We start from the raw sequence: 22,564 nt of genomic DNA, 5'->3' as shown, positions 1-22,564 counted from the left end.
TCTCTTATTTAGCCTCAATGATCTCCTGCTCGTTAATTCTAATATATTCAGGAAGCTGTACTTTCCCTGTTCCTTCATATTTCAAAAGCTGTTTACTCTCAAGTTCCTTAACCAGATTAAATTGCATTATAGAATAGGTAATTTCCATAATGCGATTGCGGTTGGTTTTAATAAACTCAGCATAAACTGTTTTGTCCAACGCTAGCGCCAGATTTATAATATAGCCAAGCAGCATGGTGCCAATTCCCCGGCTAATGACCCGACAGGATGTAATCAACAGTTTAATAATCCATTTCTCTTCGTCACATTGCAACAGAGCCAAACCAATAGTTCCGTAGCCACCATAAACATCGTTTAAATCCACCACAAGGACCTTATAACTATCATCATTCAACAACGCCTTTAGTTCTTCATGCGAATAAGTATAACCTGTCGAGTTCAATTGATGAGTTCTAACCGTTAATTCCTCAGCCCGCTGCAGATCACTTTCCTGCGCCTCCGAAATGGTTACCGCCATTTGGAGTGTTTTCAAAAATTCTGTAGAGTCGCCTTGGAACTCGCTCTCCGCCTGTTTTCGTACAATGTCGTTCTGGTACATCTGTCTTCGCAGGCTTGAGTCCGCTGTAATAAACTGTGGATTTAGATCCTTCCGGTCCAGCAAACCCGAAATTTCGGAAGCGGCTATACAAGTTACTTGCGGCAAATAATGCTTTACTTCACCGCGTTCAAATTCTTGGTCATCGATAAAAGCTACCGTATCCTCACCGATATTGATCTGCTCAATGATGTATTTAATATTGGCGTGCTTCGGTTCCCAATTAATCTGCGGATAAATGAAATATTCAGCAAGACCAAAATGCTTTAGCATCTCCATAGCCGGTTCATAATCGTTTTTACTGCTGACAGATTGTAGAATCCCTCTGGAATCCAGAGTGCGGATGATCTCCGGGATTTGCTTATTGAGGGTGACATTAGTATCCTGGCTGATGATTCCGTCCCAGAGCGTATCGTCTAGGTCCCAAACCACTAATTTAAGCGTTTTTTTTGTCATTGTTCGCACCTCTTCTATCAATTTGAATTCAAGAATTCCACTTGCTACACTGGTTGCAGTTCACGGTAGAATTCCGCTTGTATTGTAAACATCCTGTTATAAATTCCATTCATGCCCATCAGTTCATCATGCGAGCCTTGTTCCGCAACCTTCCCATTTTGGAGCACGATGATCGAATTGCAAAATTTACAGCTGGACATTCTGTGGGAGATATAAATTGCCGTCTGTCTTGCTGTTAGCGAGCTTAGATTGGTGTAAATTTCATATTCAGCCACTGGGGATAGCATAGCTGTCGGCTCATCCATAATGATGACTTGCGACTTCTTGATTAAAGCTCTTGCGATAGCAATCTTTTGTGCCTGACCGGCAGACAGCTCTACTCCCGATTCATCGAACATTTTTCCCAATATCGTACCGTAAGACCGTGGTAAGCCTTCTACTGTAGTTTCCATTCCGAGGTCCGAAATGACTTGGTAGAGTTCTTCATCTGAATATTCCTTATCGAAAACGATATTCTCCACGAAAGAGTAATTTAAAATGTTGAAATCCTGAAAAACTGCCGTAACCAGCCGGTAATACTCTGATCGGGGAATTTCTTCAATATTTATACCGTTTAGTAAAATCCGGCCTCGTTCGGGTGTGTATAACCGCAAGATTAGTTTTATTAGCGTCGATTTACCCGCTCCGTTGTCGCCCACAATAGCTGTTGTTGTATTAGCAGTAATCCGAAGGGAGATTCCCCTTAGTGTATAGTCGGTATTCCCCGGATATTTGAACCAAACATCGTCTACGACAATACAGCAACTTTCTGATCGAACGGAAATCGGTAATGTGCTGTTCGCTTCTCCGCCGGGCTTATAGCGTTTGTTTTCCTCTAGATAGCCAAAGTATGCGCTTGTGAATAAACCTGATTTGTACAGGAGCAATACACAATAAGAGATGCTCAACAGCACTGTAATGACTAGTCCAATGGTATTAAAATAAACTAGAATATCTGCCTTACTGATAACTCCTCGTACTGCCAGATTCAATATATACAAATAAAGAAGGGTCTTCACAATGACCATTAATGTATTGGAGATGGCAGAGGTGATGGTGAACGTACGAACCATCCCATGCACTTCCTTCATCGTTATCTCCGTTATGCGTTTCATCTTGCGCGTAATCCATCCAGCCAGGCTATAATTGCGCAGTTCCTTGGCATGCTCCTTATCAATGCATATATTCTGTAAATAACCGACCTTTCTTCCGAAGTGAACCAAGCTGATGTCCCAGACCTTAAATTCCTTGTCTGCAGCAATGGCATCGACTCCAATGCTAAGGATACACGCTATAATCAATCCAACCACTGCGAACCAATGAAGGCTCAGCAAAATATAAGTTAGCCCGATTAATTGCAACAAAAAGGACAGCAACGACTTGAATATGAGAATAGAATTACGCATATCCATATAGGCAGCCTGCGTAGGGTGGAAGATTTCCAGCGTTTTGGCATGCTGGTCCATTGTTTTGGATTCATGGAGTTGATCGTAAGGGATAGCCATCGTAAGCAGCTCTATTTCTCCTAAAAAATTCGCTTTAATGGTTTCTATCTTAAGATCATCATATCTTTTGTAGGCATCCTCCAATAAGCTTAATAAACCGTTGATTGAGACCATCAGCAGGACATAGACAATGGCGGTTTGCATATTTTCACCGTTGCTTAGCTCTTCAATAATTAGTTTGATAAACAATAATCCGCTAAACGGCTTCAAGGAGAGCAATAGAGTTGCGGCAATGCCGATCATTACATAGAATTTATCAAAGCGCCAGATTTTCACGTACAATCGGATTAAATTATAAATTGAATGACTAAGTTTCACCTGTCCCTTACCCATGTCCTTATCCATGAAAGATGACCTCACGCTGTTTCATAGTATTTGGATTGCAATGTAAACATTTTGGCATAAATACCATTCAGCCCGATTAATTCTTCATGTGAGCCGTACTCCGCCAGCATTCCGTCATGAATGACGCATATTTTATCGCTGATTTGAGCGCTGCTTAACCTATGAGAGATGTAAATCACTGTCTTTCCTTGGGTCAATTCGTCAAAACGGGCATACAAATCCCTTTCTGCCATAGGGGAGAGGCTGGCTGTCGGCTCGTCAAGAATCACAACCGGAGCTTCCTTGTACAGTGCTCTTCCTAGTGCAATGCTCTGCTTCTGCCCTTCCGACAATTCAACGCCTTCCTGGTCATATACACGGGAAAGGAGGGTTTCACCACCAGCGGGCAGACTCTTTACCTTATCCATTAGACCACAGTTGATTAAAATTTCGTCAAGCTTTGCCTTGTCAGCTTCATTGACATCATTAAGTGCAATATTCTCGTAAATACTGGCGGCCAAAATCTTATAATCCTGAAACACGGTGGAGATTACAGACAAATATTCGTCATAATCATATTGTTTGATATTCATGCCGTTGTAGCGAATTTCTCCTTCCGTTACGTCATACAACCGCATTATCAGCTTTACCAGCGTTGTTTTTCCTGCTCCATTGTCTCCGACAATAGTAATCCGCTCTCCAGGTGCAATAATGAGATTCAAATCTTTAATGGCATACCGGTCAGAGCCGGGATAGCGGAATGACACATGATCCAATTCAAGAATCCCTGTGCCACCCTCCCAATCCACAAACTTGCTGCCACCTTTACGAAGTCGCTCTTCCCGACACAAAAAGGAGAAAAAGTCGTTGATGTAATTATTATTCTGGTAGAGCTTCACAAAGCCGTTGGAAAGAGTAGAGAAGCTCTCTGTGAGCTGCTGCGAGGAATTGAATATCAAAGAGAAATTCCCCAAAGATAAGCCGTTGTAAATAACCGAGAAGACAAGCCACAGAAAAATGATAGCTTCCTGGACAACGTTCAATATATCGACCCAGAAGCTGCTGCTAAAATCACGATTGGCCATGCGTCTTCTGATTGCTATGAACCTTTTTCTGTTGCCTTCTATTTTGTGCATAAGAAACTGGTCAAGTCCGAATACTCTAACGGCTTTTCCAAATGAAGAATCATGAGTCAGAGAAGTCAGATACCTCCATTCTCTGTCAACCGGTGCAATCTCTTTTCGCGTTTCGTGATTTCGCTGCTGAGCTTTAAGATGAATTAAATAATTGAGCAGGGTAACCGCTCCGATCGTCATCAGCACAAGGACATTCATCTTGCTCATGATGACCATCGTAATGAGTAGTTGGCCAAATGAGATACAGATACTGTTAATTGAACCCAAATAGTGTTCCAGATGATCCTTGTTCAGCAATACATTGACGGCACGGTTGATTTCATTGGCAATTTCGGGATTCTCTATATTCTGGTAATCCATCTCCACCGCTTTTTTGCAGAACATCATGGACATCGGAATCATTTGGTTTTTAGCATAGAGTTTCGTGAAATTGTCAGCAACAATTCTGAGATTGCTATTCACCAAGCTAATGATCAGGAATAATAGTATAATTCTTACGCTGTAGCTAAATGGATCTCCATGATCTAACGTATCCAGCAAATATTTGAACAGAAAGATGCTGATAAAAGGCTGGATGATGGTTGTAGCAATCTGCAGGACGGAAAACAACAGATAGAGCGGGTTCTGTCTGAGTATTATGGTGAATACCTCTCTAATATTGCTGACAATCCATTTGGCTTTCATATTGCTACAACCTCCTCTGTGCTTCTACTGCTTTCCAACCTGATATGTCTCCGTAACAAGCTGCAGAACATCCAAGTATCTATGGATGATGCATTCGATATCGTTCTTTGAATATAGCTCCGCCTTATAGATGGCAATCAGTTCAAACTGCCCGTTTCTTTTCTTAATATTAATATCCAGATCAAATAACGGTGTCAGAGAATTATAGGCGATGTCCTCACCTATAACTTTTTTCATGGAATGATCCTCAAAGTTAAAATAAAGCCGGAAATCAGCCTGCCGCTGTTTGAAGTCACCAATTAAATGATGGTACTGATAATACTGGTTCTGGAGATCGCCTATTTGATTCTTCTTCGCAGTGGACAGATATTCCTCAATTGGCTGGTGCTCATAAATCTGAAACCGCATCGGTATTAGATTCGTGAAAACACCTACAATACTATTGAACTCTGATTCATATCGGTTTAACACTGTGGTCAGAATGGCAAGATCATGTACCCCGCAGGTCTGTGACACACTAAAAGCAAAGCAAGCAATAAGCACATTGAACATAGTCGTCTGATGTTCTCTGGCAGCTATCGATACCCCACTCAGCACTGTATCCGGCAGCAGTTTGACAATCGTGTCCGCGCCTTCCAAACCGGTAGAATGGGAAATAGCACTGAGCGGATTGGAAAACTCGAAGCCGTGTAGCCTGTCTTGCCAGTAGGATTTCATCCTATGGTATTCGTCCGAAACAAAAAACGCCTTCTCAAATTCAACATACTTTCTGTACGAGGGACGAACATCCGCTTCCGGATAATGGGCTGCCAGATCAGCGAAATCCTTCTGTAGTATGCTCGAAGAATACCCATCCAGCAAAATATGATGTATATCAAAGAATAAAATCCTTTGATGCGAATAATTAAATACCGTTAAATGAAACAATGGAGCTTCGCTTAATTTAAATTCCTTCAAGTAATTGCTGTAGTTGATTGCTGTACCAGACGGAACATCGACAGAATCAACATGTATCGGGACATCAGCAGCAATATATTGTACAAGCTTGTTGTCGATAACCTTGAATGTCGTGCGCAGCATATCGTGCCGTTTCACCAAAGCTTCGAGCAGCTTCACCAGCTCAATGTCATCGATTCCGCTGACATTGATAAAGAACGGATTGTTATAGGTGAATTCTCCCTTACGCAAACGATGTTCCAAATAGATCCTCGCCTGTGGTGAGCTTAATTCGAAATAAGGCTTTTCTTCCGAAGAACGGATATCAGGGAGATAACCAGACTCCACTTGCTCTGGTTCCTTCTTGATTTTTGAGTCGATGAACGCCGCCAGGCTGCGGATAGAACAATACTCGAACAAAAAGGCTACGCGAATGATATTCGGGTACATTTCATCGAGCATATCGTACATTGTGGCGAGCATCACGGAGTCGCCACCCATTTCAAAGAAATTGTCGTACACGTTCAAATGCTCGTAGCCCAGAATTCCGCTGTACACCCGTGCCACCTCATGCTCGATTTCCGAGTATTGATTGGCGGGATCTCCCTCTAACTTAAAATCTTTCACGCTGTCCAATCGGCTCTTTACCTTTTCAGATTTCGGAATGAACACGATGCGCCCTTTCCGGATTTGTGCAAAATCGCGAAGACCGTTATTCAGATTCAAACGGCCGTTTGCCAGACTTGCCTCCGAGTAATTCGTCTCAATCTTTTGCTTAAATCCAGACGCAAGATGATTGCGTGTATGCTGCATCAAAGCAAAGAAATTATCGTTGATATTGTATTGCCCGATCATGACACGCTTGTGATCGACTCCTCTGATAAAGATATCCAGCGCCTGAACAGCTTCCTGCGTGCTCATTGCCTTGGTAATGGAGTCAACATTGACTCCATAGCGATAGGACATACCGGTCTCCTTCCAAGAGCACCAGTTAATTGTGTAAGTGTTTCTGTGGCAGGCGTTCCGGTAATCAGTATAAGCATCCAAGAAGGCGTTGGCCCCTAAGTAATCGCTTTGCCCCGCTTCACCGCCATCCGTGACTCCCGATGAGTACAGCACCATGAAATCAAGATGGTCTTCTGCCGTTAATTGGTCCAGGTTCCACGTTCCCGCAATCTTCGGAGCCATTACCGACAAATACGAATCCATTTCCTTGCGGAGAATATAACCCGCACCACTGATGCCCGCCGAATGGAATATCCCGTCGATCTTGCCATACGTCGTTCTGATCTGCTGCAATATATCATTAAGTGCATTGTAATCGCAGACATCACAAGCATAGATATCCAGTTGGCAGCCGTTCCCCTTAATTTCCTTCAGAATTTTTATCCGCGACGCGTATTCTTCTTCATGCTCATATTCCGGCCACAATGCTTCGTTTAGAAATCCGCTGCGGCTCAGCAGAACAATATTACATTGATCATGCTCGCTGATATATTTTGCCGTCTCCAAGCCCAACCCGTCTGTTCCGCCTGTAACCAGGTAGACGCCGCCTGGCTTAAAGCGATTCTGCTGAACTGTCGTTATCTCCACATCACTAAACTCTTCAACATACCGCTCGTTGTTTCTGAAGCCCACTAAATAGATGTTATGGTCGGCAAACACTTCTTCTGCAATAAGCTCATGGTTGGTGTTCAAGTCCATATCAATAGCCCGGCAAGAAATCGTTGGGTTCTCCTGTTCAATTACTTTGCCAAGGCCCAAAGTAACCGCATTGTGAGGCAATGTAAATGACTCTTGACTGCTGATACCGTACGCTGAATTGGATAGAATAGATATTGCGATATCCTGTTCCACATGCGCTTTGGCTAGACCCTTGAAGACAGAGATTAGATCGAAAAATCCTAATTCCAACGCATGATTTATAGCGTCTAAATCCATCGCATGTGCCGATGAGATCGAACGCCGGTGAATAATATGCTCGATTCGCTTGCCGGAAAGCTCCTCAAACAACTTTTGATAGTTTGCTTCACCCGCTGGCATCCGGACGACCTGACTGCTGGACATATATTCCCATTCATCATCTGTAATTACGCTGATTACATTCCGGCACTTGGCCTCCACAGCTTCACTAAAACTGCTGTCGTAATTGGTCTTGTCATAAATAATCAACGTATATGTGTCCTCTTGGAGCTCCAAATACTTGTCCTGCTTCAGCGGCACCCACTTTTTGGCATGGAAATAACTATTCAGCTGATGCGACTGCTCCTCAGCGTCGGGTATAGGATACCAGCATTTGTTTTTCTCGAACACATACACCGGAAGATGCATTTTATCGTAAGGGCCGCTGTAAATATTCACCCAATTGATCTCAGCACCTCGTACGTATAATTCAGTTAGCTTATCCCAATCGTATCCTGTGCCCGCTTCAATAATGTCAGCGCCAAGGCGGGTGAGGGCCTGTTGCTCGTTGATCGTTATCTCATGCGGATAACGATAAGTTTTACTTTCGGAGACGATGGCATATTGTCCAACATAACCACCCTCGCACGCAGCCATTTCTGATCCTAGAGCTTGTTCCAGCCTGGATATCATCTCCGTTCGACTGTCAGCTACAAATGCCAAACGATGATGATAATGGCTTCTTCCCAAAGTCAGATTGCAGCAAAAGTTGAAGAGCTCCGCGTCAGCCATAGCCAATAAATATTGTCTGTAATCCGCCAATAAATTCCGCAACGATTCCTTAGATTTGGCGGAAGCTGCGAAAATATAGGGAGCTTTTCTATCCGAATGCTTGATTTTTTTGCGTTTTGGAGCATTCTCCAGCACAACATGGGCATTTGTTCCACTCATGCCAAATCCGCTAATTCCGACAATGTATCTTCCGTTGATTTTCTGTAAAGGAATTTTATGATCTACTACATATAACGGAGAATCTACGAAATCAATATTCGAATTTGGGGTTTTAAAATACAGGCTCGGCGGAATCTGCTTATGCTGAAGAATGCCGATCAGCTTAAAAATGCCGCACATGCCCGCCGCTTCGTTGGCATGTCCCAGGTTGGTCTTAATCGAACCGATACCGCAAATCTGCTTGCGGCTCGTAGCCGTCTCAAACGCATGTTTGATGCCGGTAACCTCAATGGGGTCTCCCAATTGTGTCCCTGTTCCATGCGCCTCGATATAGGCAATATCTTCAGCACCTACGCCGGCTCGGCGCCATGCTTCTTGAATCGCCTGTGATTGTGCCTGAAAGTTGGGCGCCGCAATACCAAAGGAGCTTCCGTCCTGGTTCGTCGCACTGCCCCGTATAACGGCATAAATATCATCCTTATCCGCCAGCGCTTGCTTCAGCGACTTCAACATTATCACGCCGACTCCTTCCGCAATTGCTGAACCGGAAGAATCTTGCGAGAACGCCCGTGTAATGCTCTCTTTCGATTCAAAGCCTACATCGCAGCCATTATCCAGAGGCATATGCGCTATGAACGCTCCTCCAGCTAGCGCCATCTGGCATTTCCCCTCCCTGATCTCTTCACAAGCCATGTGCAGAGCTACCAATGAAGAGGAGCAAGCTGTATCGACAACCATGCTCGGTCCCTTAAGGTCATATACATACGCCACCCGGCTTGCAGCCATGCTGACCTGATTTACCGGAAGAGAATCGTTGAACAATGTTTGATCCGTTTCGTACAACAGACGGCTGTATGTATTGCAGTTGCTGGCTGAATAGCCCAGAAAAATGGCTGTGTCCGTTCCTTTGACTCCTATCCGACCGTAGCCGGAATCGTCAATCGCCTTAGCACTGCACTGTAGAAAGAGACGGTTGACTGGATCAATAATGGTCGATTCTCTTGGAGACATCCCAAAAAATGAATAATCGAATTGATTGATCTGATCCATATATCCCATTTTTCGAAAATTCAATTGCTCATCTACCATTCCTTGATTCTTTAAGTGTCTGATGATATCAGCTGATCTTGTTTCGGGAATATCGCGAACAACATTAATACCGCTGCTTAAAATGTTCCATAAGGTTGGCAAATCGCTGGCGTTCGGGAGTTCCAGTCCCACACCGATAATCGCCACTCCTTCCTGGTTATAATCATCTTCCTCATTGTCCCGATCTTCTTCCTCTGAGGTAAAGTTTAGCTCTACTTCTTCCTCAGCAGCTAAATTGGAGTCCTCCAAATGATCCGTAATGGAAGCAATATACTCGGATAACGCCTTAACCGTTGGGAATGAGAACAAATCTGTTACTTTCAACTTACCGGGATAGACTTCATTCAGTTCGCGCAAGATTAAGGCAAGCATGATGGAATCTGCGCCAAGCTCGAAGAAATTTTTAAAAATATCTATATCCTCATAGCCCAGGACCTTGCAACAAATACCGCTGATGACTTTTTCGGTCTTCGAATACCCGCCTGTGCCTGTCATTTCCTGCACGAATGATGTGAGCCCGGCCTTGCCCGGAATATCGGAGGAAGCATTCAGCTTTTCCAACGATGCTGATATATTTGGAGACAACACCAGGGGGTATTTATGCATCAGTAAAACGATTTTGCTCTGAAAATTAAGTTGGGCAATCATTAGGCTTCCGCTACCGTTGTTCATTGCGGTAAATAACGCTGAAATAGCATCCTTCGTACGGATGGATCGGGTCAGCGTGTCTACGGTAAAATTGTGCTTCACGGACATTCCCGTTTCGAGCCAGGTGGCCCAGTTTACCGTAAGACTTAGACCGCTGCAGCTTGCACTCCGGTAGCTGCTGTAAGCATCGAGGTACAAATTACCGGCAATATAATCAGGGAGATCGGAGCTGCTGAAGAAAGTTGAATTGCTAGAGTACATTACAAAGAAATCTGGATTGAACCGACGGGTCCAGATATCCAGCAGAAAGGTTCCGATGATTTTGGGACGAACAATACTCATCACACGCGCTTCATCCAGATGCTCTAATGCAGTGCCGCCGCCTACGCCTGCCGAATGAACAATTCCGTTCAGCTTGCCGTACTTTCGGCCGATTACCTCGATCATGTCTTGCACAGAGTCTTCATCAGAGATATCGCACTGGATGTATTGGACAGATCCGGCATACTGGCGAAGTCTTTGCATCCGCCGAATCCGTTCGCCCCTCTCACTTGCCGCTTCTGACTGCAAAATATCGGCCCATTCACTCTCGTCCTCCAGCATAGAGCGTCCGGCAAGAACCAGCGAAGTCCCCGCTACCTTTCGGGCGATGCCCAAGGCGGTCTCGAAGCCGATTCCTCCCAGTCCCCCAGTAATCAGATACACACCTTCATCACGCAGCAGATTACCCTTGTCTTCAGTAATGGTTTTTTCCCGGAGTCCTTCAATGTATCTTCGCCCTTCCCGATAGAGCACGATATCTTTCCGGGCCTGAGATGTTTCGCTGCAAATCTCTTGGGTGACGTTCCGAAGGTCCGTCGCCGCATCCAGATCTACTGTACACATGTGCAGGTTGCGGTACTCTCTGTTGAATGATTTACCCAAACCGAATATACATGTGCTCTCCGGACGGAGATATTCCTCCGTGCCAGTCACCGCAAACCCGCTGTCACTCAAGGAAACAATGGAAATCTGGTGCTGGACAGACCGGATATGTTTATACAATTCGATCACGCTGAACATTTGAAATTGAACGTATGCGGACAGATCGTCTCCATTAGCTACCCGTTTTGAACGCTCATCGGTCGCCAGCAAAATATGGGAGATTTCTGAGAAGTCTACCTCTCTGTAAACTGCAGCAAGATACCGAGAAGCCCCTTGACCGCTTGCTTTCTCCATCGATATAGGCAAACACTTAACTTGCAGAAATTGATTTCTTAGGTGGCCCAACAGTTCATGATGCTTGTGATCCTCGCGGTAAATGAAAAGGCAAGTAGACTTATAATACCTGAACGTCGGCAGTTCAGCTTCAACAAAGCTTCTTTCGTAAAAGAAATGCTCCTCATTGAAGGAATTCGGCTCTACAATCTCGGCAGCCTGCCTCATTTCACGTTTCACCCGCGGTTGTTCAGTTCGCTCCTTGGACGGAAGCCAAGCTGCTGTTGGTTGAAACGGATAATGCGGCAACGGTATCTTGGGAATAGCCATTCCCTGATACAATACAGACCAATCTACAACGGAACGGTTACAGTATTCGCCAGCCAAAAATTCCAGCAGAAGCAGCAACTCATCCTCACCGCCGCTATCCTGATTCCGTACAATATCATTGCAGCGTTGGAGCGCTGAAATAATTTTTTCACTGTCGCCGGACCCAATTTCTGCATTGGGATTGTACAACACCCCACCTATCCCCAACCATTGATCCGGAGTTCTTAGGTAGACGGCCTGCAACTTGTTCAATAAATCCTCCTGATCCGTATACACTATCGCAATTCGCTTAGGCATATGCTCACGATACAAATTAGCACATGCAGTAACTCTGTTGATTGACGCATCTGTATTTGCAATAAAAGCCGCATAGTCTTGAATCAGATGCTTAAGGCTGTACTCTGATTTAGCCGAAAGGCAGAGCACACCACCCAGCCAATCATACGCAGGCTCATCACCAGTTTCCGTGTACTCCTGCACAACCACATGGCAATTAGTACCGCTCAATCCAAAGGCGCTGATTCCGCAGGTCCGCGGTGTTCCGCTGCGGGGCTGCTCCCAATGCTTAGCCTTGGTATTGATATAGAATGGGGAATCGCAGAAATCGATATTTTTGTTCGGAGTCAAAAAATTCCTCATACCGGGAATTCGCTTGAATTTCAGTGCAGCCACCGCTTTGATGAATGAAGCGACGCCCGCACATTCAAATAAATGACCGATGTTACTCTTGGCAGAACTCAACGCGCAAAACTGCTTTTTATCCGTAAAGGCTTCGAAAGCATGGGATAATCCCTGAAATTCTACCGGATCTCCCAACAATGTACCGGTACCATGGGTTTCAATATAATCGATTTGTTCCGGATGTATGCCCGCCTTTTCCCAGGTACTTAGAATGACCTTAGCTTGGGAGGCTGGGTTCGGTGCAGTAATACTGCTTGACTTTCCGTCGTTGTTAATTGCTGTGCCTTTGATTACGGCGTAAATATTGTCGCCATCGGCTTCCGCCTGACGCAGCGGCTTCAGCAGAACACAGGCGGCACCTTCCCCAATGCCAGCCCCGTCCGCATAATCATCGAATGCCCGGGTTCTTCCATCATTTGACTCAATGCCAATCATCATACTCTCGATAATAAGCGGAAGCAGATTAATTTTAATGCCCCCGGCAATGGCCATCGAGCAGCTTTGTCTCTGAATAGCTTCGCATGCTTCATGTATAGCCACCAGAGAAGCTGAGCAGGCGGTATCAATGAGCATCGTGGGACCGTGCAGGTCCAATAAATGCGAAGCACGGGACGGGAGAATCGGAGCCATATTGCCAACGATAGAATATCTCAGGAGTTCGGGGTGGGCAAACATAATATTAGTAAAATAATTGTCCTTCATTGCTCCGGAAGTATAACCTATATAAATCCCTGTCTGGCTTCCAGCCAGCTTCTCCCGCGTATATCCGGCATCATCGAATGTATGGAAAATGGTCTGGAGCAGAATTCTTTGTACCGGATCCATTGTTTGAGCTTCCCTAGGAGAGATCCGGAAAAATTCGTTATCGAATTGGTCGATATGCTCAAGAAAACTGCCAAGGAAATATCTTGCCGATTCATCTTCGTTCAAATACAACCGGGCATAATCACTGATTTGTTGCTTCCGGTGTTCAGGCATTTCCCGAATACAATCAATATTGTCGTCAAAAAATTTCCAGTACTCATTAAGAGTAGTTGCATTTGAAATATCCAAGCCTATCCCAATTACCGCAATATCACCGCTATTACCGTTCATAGCTGTTCATCACCTACCACTTTTTGTCCATATATGTAATCCTGAGGTTCAAAGGGCCTCTGCCATATCTTTAAACACATAGATAAGGTTAGTTTCATCGAGAAGCATTTGGATTCGATGTTTGATTTCCGTTCTAGGGAGCTGCTTTATACGTAACGAATCAATCAACTTGTTCAAGATTTCACGGTACTGCTCGTTCATTGAACCGAATTTAAAGTTGGACATGGCCTCATGCTGTTTCTTAATATCGTTATAATTCTGGATAACTTTCCGGAATTCTTTGGAATCAAGGTTGTAGTTTGGCGTGGAAGCCAGGATGGCCAGACATCTGCCGACAAAATCAGGTTTGTCCTTGGCAAAATTGCTGTCATTATTAAACAGCTCAGCCAGCGACTTGCGGTCCTTGGCAAGACCGTAGCAAAAAGAATGAATCGTAGGCTGATCCTCGTTTATAAATTTGGTCAACAGTACTTTGGGTCCCATCTCAATGGCAGTGGTAATGCCGTACTCATACAGCAAATTGGCGGATTGTCTCCACTGCACCGGATGAGTAAGCTGCGCCGCCAATATGTCAAACAGAGTGTGCTCATCTGAAAATGCACGCCCCGTTACGTTGGACAGAATTGGAAAGCGGAACGGATAAGCCGTAAAGTGATTCAGATACGCAAGGTATTCATCCACATATTCACCCATGATAGGTGAATGCATCGGTGGACTGTAGAACAACGGAGTGACGATCCCCCGCATGGATTCCAACTTCTGCTCCAGCTTGTCCATATCTTCATTCAATCCACTTACCGCAACCTGTCTGCCAGAATTATCACAAGAGATGAAGACCGTTTTTTCAACACCCAGAAGGGAGATGGCTTCAGTTACTTTACTTATATCCACATTTTCAATGATCGTCATTCTGGAGTTTGCCTTTTGCAGCACCCTCTCGACCAATTCGCCTCTTTTTTGCAATATTCTCAGGGCATCCCCCAGTTGGAGAGCCCCGGAGCTGACCAGTGCGGCATACTCACCGATGCTGTGTCCAACCGAAAATTGCGGGCTGATACCGTAGTCTTGCATGTATGCCCGAAAAATAGCAATTTCAGTAGTAACAATGGCGAACTGCATATTGGTGAACCGGCTCATCTCGCTTATACTCCCTTCAAAACACAGCTTAGCTATGTCTTGGTGCAGAATATCACCGGCCTCCTCATACGTCTGACGCGAAATTGTATAGTTTTCGTAAAAGCTTTTCCCCATTTGCGTAAACTGGGTACCTTGCCCTGAGAATAAAAATGCGAGCTTTTCCATAGTAGTTATCCTTTCCTATCACTATTGTTGCTGCTAGTTAGTAACAGAGTTGTTCCGTCCCTCAACGTATGCAATAATATTATCGATACTACTAAGCGTATTGTTACGTAGATCGTCGTTACTTACCGTTAATTCAAATTCCTTCTCGATGAATAAAATAAGCTGCATCAGCAGTAAAGAATTCACAATTCCCATTTCCTGAAAATTTTTACTATAATCAATACTTTCCTTTTTAGTGCATCGTTTTAAAAAATTAACGACCTTCAATTCGATCTCTGCTTTGCTCATTAGCAATGCCTCCCTTTTATATATTAATCAATTGTATTTATAGAAACCCTCACCCGATTTGACACCCAGCTTGTTGGCATTCACCATCTTTCTGAGCAGCGGGCAGCAACGGAATTTGGAGTCTTGGAAGCTTTCGTATAGCACATTCAGCGAATCCAGCACGGTATCGAGGCCGATTAAATCGGCGGTTGCCAAGGGGCCCATTTTATGACCATAGCATTTTTCAAAAATGGCATCGATATCTTTAGGCTCGGCACACTGCTCTTGCACCAAAAAAATGGCTTCATTCATCATTAGATGAGAAATGCGGTTGGAGACAAAGCCCGGCGAATCCTGGATGACAATGCTTTCTTTGTGGATACGCTCAAGCAACTCGAGCGTACTCTTGATAGTCTTCTCTGAGGTCAAAAATCCCCTGATGACTTCTGCGGCCGCAATCTGTGGGACAGGATTCATAAAGTGGATGCCGATCACCTGTTCAGGCCTTGTCGTATAAGAACCTAATTGGGTAATGGAAATACAGGATGTATTGGCTGCAAAGATGACCTCCGGCCTGCAGATATCGTCAAGCTGCTTATAAATTTCTTTTTTGACGGCAACATTCTCAACGGCATTCTCGACTATGAAATCTGCTTCCGCCAGATCATGGATGTCTATAGTGAACTTTATCCGGGCCACTAAATCCTCCGGTTCAACGGATAGGCCTCCAGCGTTCTGAAACAACCGAAAACGGCTGATGTTATAAATATTCCTATAGGCCTTGTCTAAAGCTTCCCGTGAAATATCCAGGAGTACTACTTGATATCCATATTCCGCAAAGGTTTGGGCGACACCGCATCCCATGGTACCTGCTCCAATGATTCCGATTGTTCTCATATTGCCCTCCGTAACAATTACTTAGCAAATTATTAGAAGATTCGCTTATATCTTTTGTTCCATGGCTGATAGAAGATCAGCAATCACATCTCTTGTATCCTCAATAATTGCATAATCCGCAAAACGGAAAATAGGTGCATTTTTATCGTTGTTAATAGCAATAATTTTCTTAGAGGATTTCATCCCCACGATATGCTGACTCGCACCTGAGATTCCAAAGCCGATATATAAATCAGGGATAACATGGATACCCGATTGCCCAATTTGTCTGGATCTCGGAAGCAATCCGTTCTCGACCAAGACACGGGTTCCACCAATTTCTGCACCAACTGCCTTGGCTAGCTTTTGAATGGAGGAAAAATCCTGTTCTTTTACCCCCCTACCTACTGCAAAGATAACTTTTGTGTTCTCTAAATCTACCTCTTCCTTGCGATAGCTTTCATAACCAAGACTCTTCAGGGCAGAGTATATGGACTTGTTCGCTGGAATATCAATAAAATCAAGAGTCCCCCCCGCATCAGTGATTTCAGAAACGCAGTCATGGAACACCCTCTTCTTAACAGTACACAACTGATAGGGGGTGTGAATGCAATGAATTTCTGCAATCACAGAGGAGTTCAAAGCGGTACGTGTAAAAATAAATTTCTCTTCGAAAAAGTCAATATCCAGGCAATCGGCAGTCAAGCCGGCTCCCAATTCAGTAGCAATTGTAGCCGCTGCTGCTTTACATAAAGGGGTATCCGGGAACATGACAAGCTGAGCACGGTTCTTCTGGATTACATGCCGGATGCCGTCAGAAAATGCGAGATAATCCCCATCCCGGTAGTCCTGCTGAACGCAGAAAACATGATGCGCTCCATGCTTGAACAGCTCATTGTAAAAAAAGGAATCATGCATTCCAAAGCAGATCGCACCTACAACGCTACCACTTTGAGCTGCCAATTGTCTGGCCTTGCTTAACATTTCAAGGTAAGAAACTATACTTTTCGCATTAGGATCACTTACAACAATTATCATCATAGTTTCCTTCCTTCTGTTATTGATGGATCTTAATTTGATTCATCAGAAATGCGGAAATTCCGTCTCTTGTCTCACAAAGCGTTACAGTTTCCCGGGCCTGTTCATGATGCTGCCTGGACCGGCAGACCTTTGTTTTGGAGCCAGTTAATCCGCATTCTTCCGGACGAAGAGATAGATCATTGGCATTCCAGATGATAATTTCCTTTTTTCGTGCTTGTTGAAGCGCAAATAGGTTGACCTCACTGTATTCATATAAGTTATCGAACGATATCATCAGCGGAGTATCGGCCTGAACTCGGTGTAGCATCTCTTCATTCACATAATCTATGATGAAGCGCTCCTCCTCTTGGTATTGGATTCCCTGAACATTAGGGAGACAGATAAGATTCAGCCGTTCTGCAAGACCGTATTGTACCTGCCCCGTTTCTCCGTCCACAGCCATTTGGCCGCATACAAGCAGATTATAGTCTAGCTTTCCGATTGCGCTGGCCAGAATGTATGATGTCGCAAAGGTATCTGATCCCGCAAACTTAGGATCGCATAAGTGAATTGCTCTATCTGCGCCCATCGCCAGACATCGAACGAGGACATCTCTTGCGCCCTCAGGCCCCATGCAGATACAAGTAACTGTACATGGTATAGTTTTACGCAATTCCAACATCTTTTTAATGGAATATGCGTCGTATGGGTTGATGCTGAAGAGCGAATTTCCGGCATATTGCTTACCCAGCAGCTTAGAAGGTACTGCCTTAACACAGATTAAAATTTCCATACTTCATACCTTTCTTATACTTACTTTGTAATCTATTTAAATAACATAGAACTTTGAGTTAAGGTGAAGATGGTATTTCGTTGCATTTCGGATGTGCCAGAATAAATAGTGGAAGCCATCGCATCCCTGAGTTCCTGCTCCAGACCATACTCTTTTGTATAGCCGTAGGCGCCGAATATTTGCATGGCGTCCTGACATGTTTTAATGTAAGCCTCGCTGACAAAAAGTTTGAATATAGACGTCTCCATATAGGTATTCTTACCGTTGTCCCTTAAAGCCGCGATTTTATAGAGCATCAGCTTGGACAACTCTATTTTCATTCTCATATCCGCAATCTTATGGGTTACTGCCTGATACGCTGACAGCTTACGGCCGAACTGCTCCCGCTCATCGACATACTGCAGGCACCTTTCCATAACTCTTTGCATGGCCCCGACATGGGGAGCAAACTCATAACAGCGTTCAAGCTCAAGAGCATCCCGCAGAATATGATCACCAAAGCCTACCTCTCCGAGAATATTCTCAGTGGGAATAGTACAGTCCGTAAAAGAAACTTCGGCCATCGGGCAGCCTTCTAGTCCCATTTTTTCAATGTCTTGACCAATCTCTATGCCATCAAAACTTTTCTCTACAATAAAAGCAGTCAGCCTGTTATCCAAGCCCGCTTTCGTAAAGACGACAAATATATCCGCTACCGTCCCGTTAGAGATAAACATTTTGTTCCCAGAAAGAACATATCCATCTTCTTGCTTCGACGCAGCAGTCCGCATGGAGTACGCATCGGATCCGGCATCCGGCTCGGTGATGGCGATTGCGCCAATCATTTCTCCGCGGGCCATCCGCGGAAGGTACTTATTCTTCAGCCTTTGAGAACCGTACAAATAAATCAACTGTTGACATACCCACACATGATTGTTAATGGCAAACACTAGTCCATTATTCTCACAGGCGTAACCCAATGCTTCGTACACAACTGCAGCTGTCAAATAATTCTGATTCATTCCGCTGTATTCTTCAGGCAGGTTAAGACTAAGCAGACCAAATTCCGACACCCTGTTCCACAGTTTGTGCGAGAAGCCACCCCGTTCATTCGGATCATTCAATCGAGCTGATGTGAAGCGGATAACTTCATCCCTTAATTCTTTCTGCTCTTGCGTTAGTGTATAGTTCATAACAGGCGACATCCGAAGCAAAAATTATCCACCTCGAAGTCTCACTCCCTCCTTGTGTCATAAAACCTCAGTTAACCTTTCACAACAGAAAACACGATGCAATTCATTTTCTGCCCGTCGATGCGGTAATGTTTCCTAAATACAACTTCTTCCGAAAAACCCGCTGCTCTTGCCAAATAACAGCCATACCAATCACTCTCCAGCAAGTAAATCGCAATTTTGCGACAAGAGGGCCACTGTTCAAAAATGTATGCACATATGGCCTGAGTCAATTTGGCATTGAACAGCAACCGGTTAAACATTAGAGAGACATTAGCATAAACTCCATGTACACTGACTAAAAAATAGCAGCTGATCCGATGTTTTATCCACACGGCATAACTTTCAGAGACGAACAAATCTGTAGAAACGCTAGTTTTCCAGAACAATTTGGACTCATCAATTTCATCCGCTTTGACTTTGACGATCGATATATTTTTCCATCTCTTCACGTTTTTTGTTCTCCTGTAATTTTAAAATAAAACAATTTCTCCCAATGTGTAGCCCAATATTTAGATAGGGTACATAAATGAAGCTAACGGCTAGACAAAGTGAGAAAACATACATCTCGATATAATCCAACGTGCTGTTATATCTATGAAAAACGACAAAGAGAAGCGTAGTTACCACAATAGCAGTCAGCAGGTTTAATGAGCCTTTGAAAAAAAAATCAATATTTTGGGCGATAACTAAAAGCATAACATTCCGCCAAAGTATCTCCTCCCAAATACCTGTAACTACTTGCAGATTATCAATGGGTATTTTAATATCAGGCTTTATCCATACTCTTTTCACAGCCAGCGTGGTCAGAGAGGTCAGAAAGGATGAGAGGATAAAACCCACAGGAATAAAGATGAATTGCTTCAGTTCAAAATGCAGCGTTTTATGATTGTAGTAGGCAAGCATCATCAGAAATTCAATCAATATTACTAAGGAAAACTTCACGTACCTCTTGGCAACGTAATATACGGCAAGCAATATGGTCAGGACAATAATGTTAATTTCCATAAATCTCTCGGTATGTAGCTTTCATCGGTTCAAACTCTTCCTGCAAAATCGAGTAATAGCAGATGTCAACAGGCTCACCTTCTACAATCAGTCCGTGACGGAATACTCCTTCCAGAAAAACGTTGTAGTTCTTCATCGCATTGATCACCGCTTTATTGTTACTGTAAATAGGCACCAGCACCTTCTCTACCTGAAAACGGGTGAACAGATCCGCCAGCATTCTGCCTATGCATACTACCGTGTATCTACTCATACGCCGTTTCATATAGATGCTTGGTATAGCAATGGAAACTCCTGTACGACAAGAAATCTGAGGCCAAAATACGCCCAACCGTTCCTCTTCATAATAGAAAAGATATGCTTCCTGAAGATGGGCATCTGTGTACTCGCCGATAAACGCCCTAAAATCGGGCATTTCCATACATTCTGAAACAAAACTCTTCTCTTCGGGTAATGACGCCTGCTTGATTATAATTTCGTGTTCAACCCGTTTCATAATCCACTTCCTAATCAGAAATGCCTCAACATGGGCTCATAGAATACTCATCAATGCACATCGCCATTCTCTATAAATTGATTCTAGTTAAGAGTTCTTAACCACTATCAAACAGCTATATTAGTAAATACAGCAAGACTATATAGCAAAATGGCGCTAATTAAGCATTCGGATTGTGTTTCAGCATTTGTGGCACTTCCAGTTCAGTGCTTTTCACTTTAAGAATTTTCTTCACCATTTTCAGCATCATATTCCCTCCCTCCTTAAGGCGATGTACATTGCTCAACATTCTATGAACTTGCCTTAATATTTCCTGCAAGCATGTCTTCAACCAAGCAGATAAAATCGGAAAGCGTAAATTCGGGGGTAACATTCAAGTCATCCTCAGGAAATTGAAAATCAAACTCGTCCTCCACCTTAGTAACAATCGCAATATAACTCAGGGAATCGATTCTCAAGTCATCCAATAACGTCATGGAGCCTAAAATTTCACTAACAGGCGAATGTTTACGGATGATGTCGTACATCTTCTCGGTTATCATAGTTTTATTTAACATATGCACTACTCTCTCTTTATCCGGATTTGCTTACCCATTGCATTCAAGCTGATCTTGTCTTCAAAGATAATCCGTTTAGGAATTTTCAAGCTGCTTAGTCGCTCCTTACAATGACGGTAAAGCTCATTTTCCGTTATTACAGCCTCCGGTTTTAGAACCACTTTGGCTACCGGCGCTTCTCCAAGCACCTCATGCTCCTCCCCGTAAACATATGCATTCTGCACAAGTGGATGGGAGAGCAAACACTCTTCAACCTCCTCAGGATATACATTCTGTCCGCCTACAATCAGCATATTTTTGAGTCGTCCCAGAATAAATAAGTATCCTTGCTCGTCAAGCATGCCAATATCTCCGGTTTTGAACCAGCCATTATCAAAGGCTGCTGCATTAAGGCTATCATTCTTGTAATATCCCTTGGTGACACTATCTCCTCTAAAAAGAATTTCACCGCGGACTCCGGCTGGACATTCCTCGCCGTTCTCGTTAACAATTCGAATTTGCACATGAGACATGGCTTTACCAGCTGAGCCGATTGGTACTTCTGCATCAGAAATATAACCTGTGGCCATAGAAGAAGTTTCTGTCAATCCGTAACACTGCATGACTCTGCAATGCGGATAGGATTGGGACAGCATTTCGATAAATTCTTTTGTTACAGGTTCGCCGCCTGTGACCAAGCCCTTAAGGGAAGACAACTCTTCGGGGGCATTATTATTAAAGATCAGTTTAGCTAGAGAAGTGGTGGCACCTGTAAAGGTAACGTTATATTGCTTAATAAGCCTAGCAATTCTCTGCGGGTTAATAGGGCCGCTATAGATCACCAATTTACCTTTGGAATACAGTACCACCATCAGTTGGGCAACCAATGATGTGCTAAAGCCGAGCGGTCCGATAATCAATTCGCAACAGTCCTCAACCAGTTCAAACGCCGTTGAAATTCCTTTTACCGCGGACAAAATGTTGTCATGAGTCAATTGCACGTATTTCGGACTGGAAGAGGTCCCAGTGGTGGACAGCAGCAATGCTATTGAATTGGGACTGATCTGCAGGAAGCCGGGCTGGACGGTTAGCTTGTGCTGATCGAACAAATGCTTGTTTATAATAATCGGTTTCAAACGACCGAAATCTCGGCCGCTGTCTTTCGCTTCAATAATAATGGTGTCTGCTTCACAAAATTCCGCGATGGTGCATATAGCGCTGTCTGTAAGATCAACTCCAAGAGGTACGGCCGTTCTGCTTGCATACCAAATCCCGAATAATGCGACCACATAAGATAAGTCATTCGGTAGAAGCGTGATTACATTTACACTACTTTCTTGTAAATATTTCGCAAAATTGTTAGAAGAGGTATACAATTCTTGGTAGGATAGCTGCTCTTGGTCCAGATTGATTAAAGCTGTTTTATCACTTTCTCTCATATTATCCAAAATGTCGCACAAGTTGTTATAATTCATAATTCTCCCTTT

15 protein-coding genes are annotated in these 22,564 nt (G+C 43.9%); all 15 read right to left on the bottom strand.

What is annotated here, in order from left to right; all coding sequences use genetic code 11:
- Positions 1-4 precede the first annotated feature (4 nt).
- Complete coding sequence (locus AC3Y23_RS02960) at positions 5-1,051, bottom strand: HAD-IIIC family phosphatase (RefSeq protein WP_379195430.1); 1,047 nt, start codon at positions 1,049-1,051, stop codon at positions 5-7.
- A gap of 44 nt (positions 1,052-1,095) precedes the next feature.
- Positions 1,096-2,940, bottom strand: a complete 1,845-nt coding sequence (locus AC3Y23_RS02955) for an ABC transporter ATP-binding protein (protein ID WP_379195428.1) — start codon at positions 2,938-2,940, stop codon at positions 1,096-1,098.
- 11 nt (positions 2,941-2,951) lie between these two features.
- On the bottom strand, positions 2,952-4,739 hold the full coding sequence (locus AC3Y23_RS02950; RefSeq protein ID WP_379195426.1) for an ABC transporter ATP-binding protein: 1,788 nt from the start codon (positions 4,737-4,739) through the stop codon (positions 2,952-2,954).
- 24 nt (positions 4,740-4,763) lie between these two features.
- Entirely contained in the window at positions 4,764-13,568 is an 8,805-nt protein-coding gene (locus tag AC3Y23_RS02945) for an SDR family NAD(P)-dependent oxidoreductase (RefSeq protein WP_379195424.1), read from the bottom strand.
- A gap of 48 nt (positions 13,569-13,616) precedes the next feature.
- Positions 13,617-14,870, bottom strand: coding sequence for an ACP S-malonyltransferase (locus tag AC3Y23_RS02940; RefSeq protein ID WP_379195422.1), 1,254 nt, complete (start codon positions 14,868-14,870; stop codon positions 13,617-13,619).
- Positions 14,871-14,903: 33 nt separating this feature from the next.
- Positions 14,904-15,158 carry an acyl carrier protein gene (locus AC3Y23_RS02935; protein ID WP_379195420.1) on the bottom strand — a complete coding sequence of 85 codons (255 nt, stop codon included), beginning with the start codon at positions 15,156-15,158 and terminating at the stop codon, positions 14,904-14,906.
- Positions 15,159-15,185: 27 nt separating this feature from the next.
- A complete protein-coding gene (locus AC3Y23_RS02930) occupies positions 15,186-16,034 on the bottom strand; it encodes a 3-hydroxyacyl-CoA dehydrogenase family protein (protein ID WP_379195418.1) in 849 nt (282 codons plus the stop codon).
- 45 nt (positions 16,035-16,079) lie between these two features.
- Positions 16,080-17,054: an electron transfer flavoprotein subunit alpha/FixB family protein gene (locus AC3Y23_RS02925; protein WP_379195416.1), complete on the bottom strand. Its 975-nt coding sequence runs from the start codon at positions 17,052-17,054 to the stop codon at positions 16,080-16,082.
- A gap of 16 nt (positions 17,055-17,070) precedes the next feature.
- Complete coding sequence (locus AC3Y23_RS02920) at positions 17,071-17,826, bottom strand: electron transfer flavoprotein subunit beta/FixA family protein (RefSeq protein WP_379195414.1); 756 nt, start codon at positions 17,824-17,826, stop codon at positions 17,071-17,073.
- 32 nt (positions 17,827-17,858) lie between these two features.
- Positions 17,859-18,998 carry an acyl-CoA dehydrogenase family protein gene (locus tag AC3Y23_RS02915; protein ID WP_379195412.1) on the bottom strand — a complete coding sequence of 380 codons (1,140 nt, stop codon included), beginning with the start codon at positions 18,996-18,998 and terminating at the stop codon, positions 17,859-17,861.
- A 71-nt stretch (positions 18,999-19,069) separates the two neighbouring features.
- Positions 19,070-19,489, bottom strand: a complete 420-nt coding sequence (locus AC3Y23_RS02910; protein ID WP_379195410.1) for a hypothetical protein — start codon at positions 19,487-19,489, stop codon at positions 19,070-19,072.
- Positions 19,443-20,045 (bottom strand): CPBP family intramembrane glutamic endopeptidase, encoded by a 603-nt coding sequence (locus tag AC3Y23_RS02905; protein WP_379195408.1) that lies wholly within the window; start codon positions 20,043-20,045, stop codon positions 19,443-19,445. The genes AC3Y23_RS02910 and AC3Y23_RS02905 overlap by 47 nt, the downstream gene beginning before the upstream one ends.
- Positions 20,035-20,541, bottom strand: coding sequence for a GNAT family N-acetyltransferase (locus AC3Y23_RS02900; protein WP_379195406.1), 507 nt, complete (start codon positions 20,539-20,541; stop codon positions 20,035-20,037). The genes AC3Y23_RS02905 and AC3Y23_RS02900 overlap by 11 nt, the downstream gene beginning before the upstream one ends.
- Positions 20,542-20,831: 290 nt before the next feature.
- On the bottom strand, positions 20,832-21,068 hold the full coding sequence (locus AC3Y23_RS02895) for a phosphopantetheine-binding protein (RefSeq protein ID WP_379195404.1): 237 nt from the start codon (positions 21,066-21,068) through the stop codon (positions 20,832-20,834).
- A 35-nt stretch (positions 21,069-21,103) separates the two neighbouring features.
- The gene (locus AC3Y23_RS02890; protein ID WP_379195762.1) at positions 21,104-22,516 is read right to left on the bottom strand and encodes a class I adenylate-forming enzyme family protein; all 1,413 of its coding nucleotides are present in this window, start codon (positions 22,514-22,516) and stop codon (positions 21,104-21,106) included.
- Positions 22,517-22,564 lie beyond the last annotated feature (48 nt).

Source organism: Paenibacillus sp. MAHUQ-45 (genome assembly GCF_058133325.1).
This window is presented reverse-complemented; position numbering and strand designations above follow the sequence as displayed.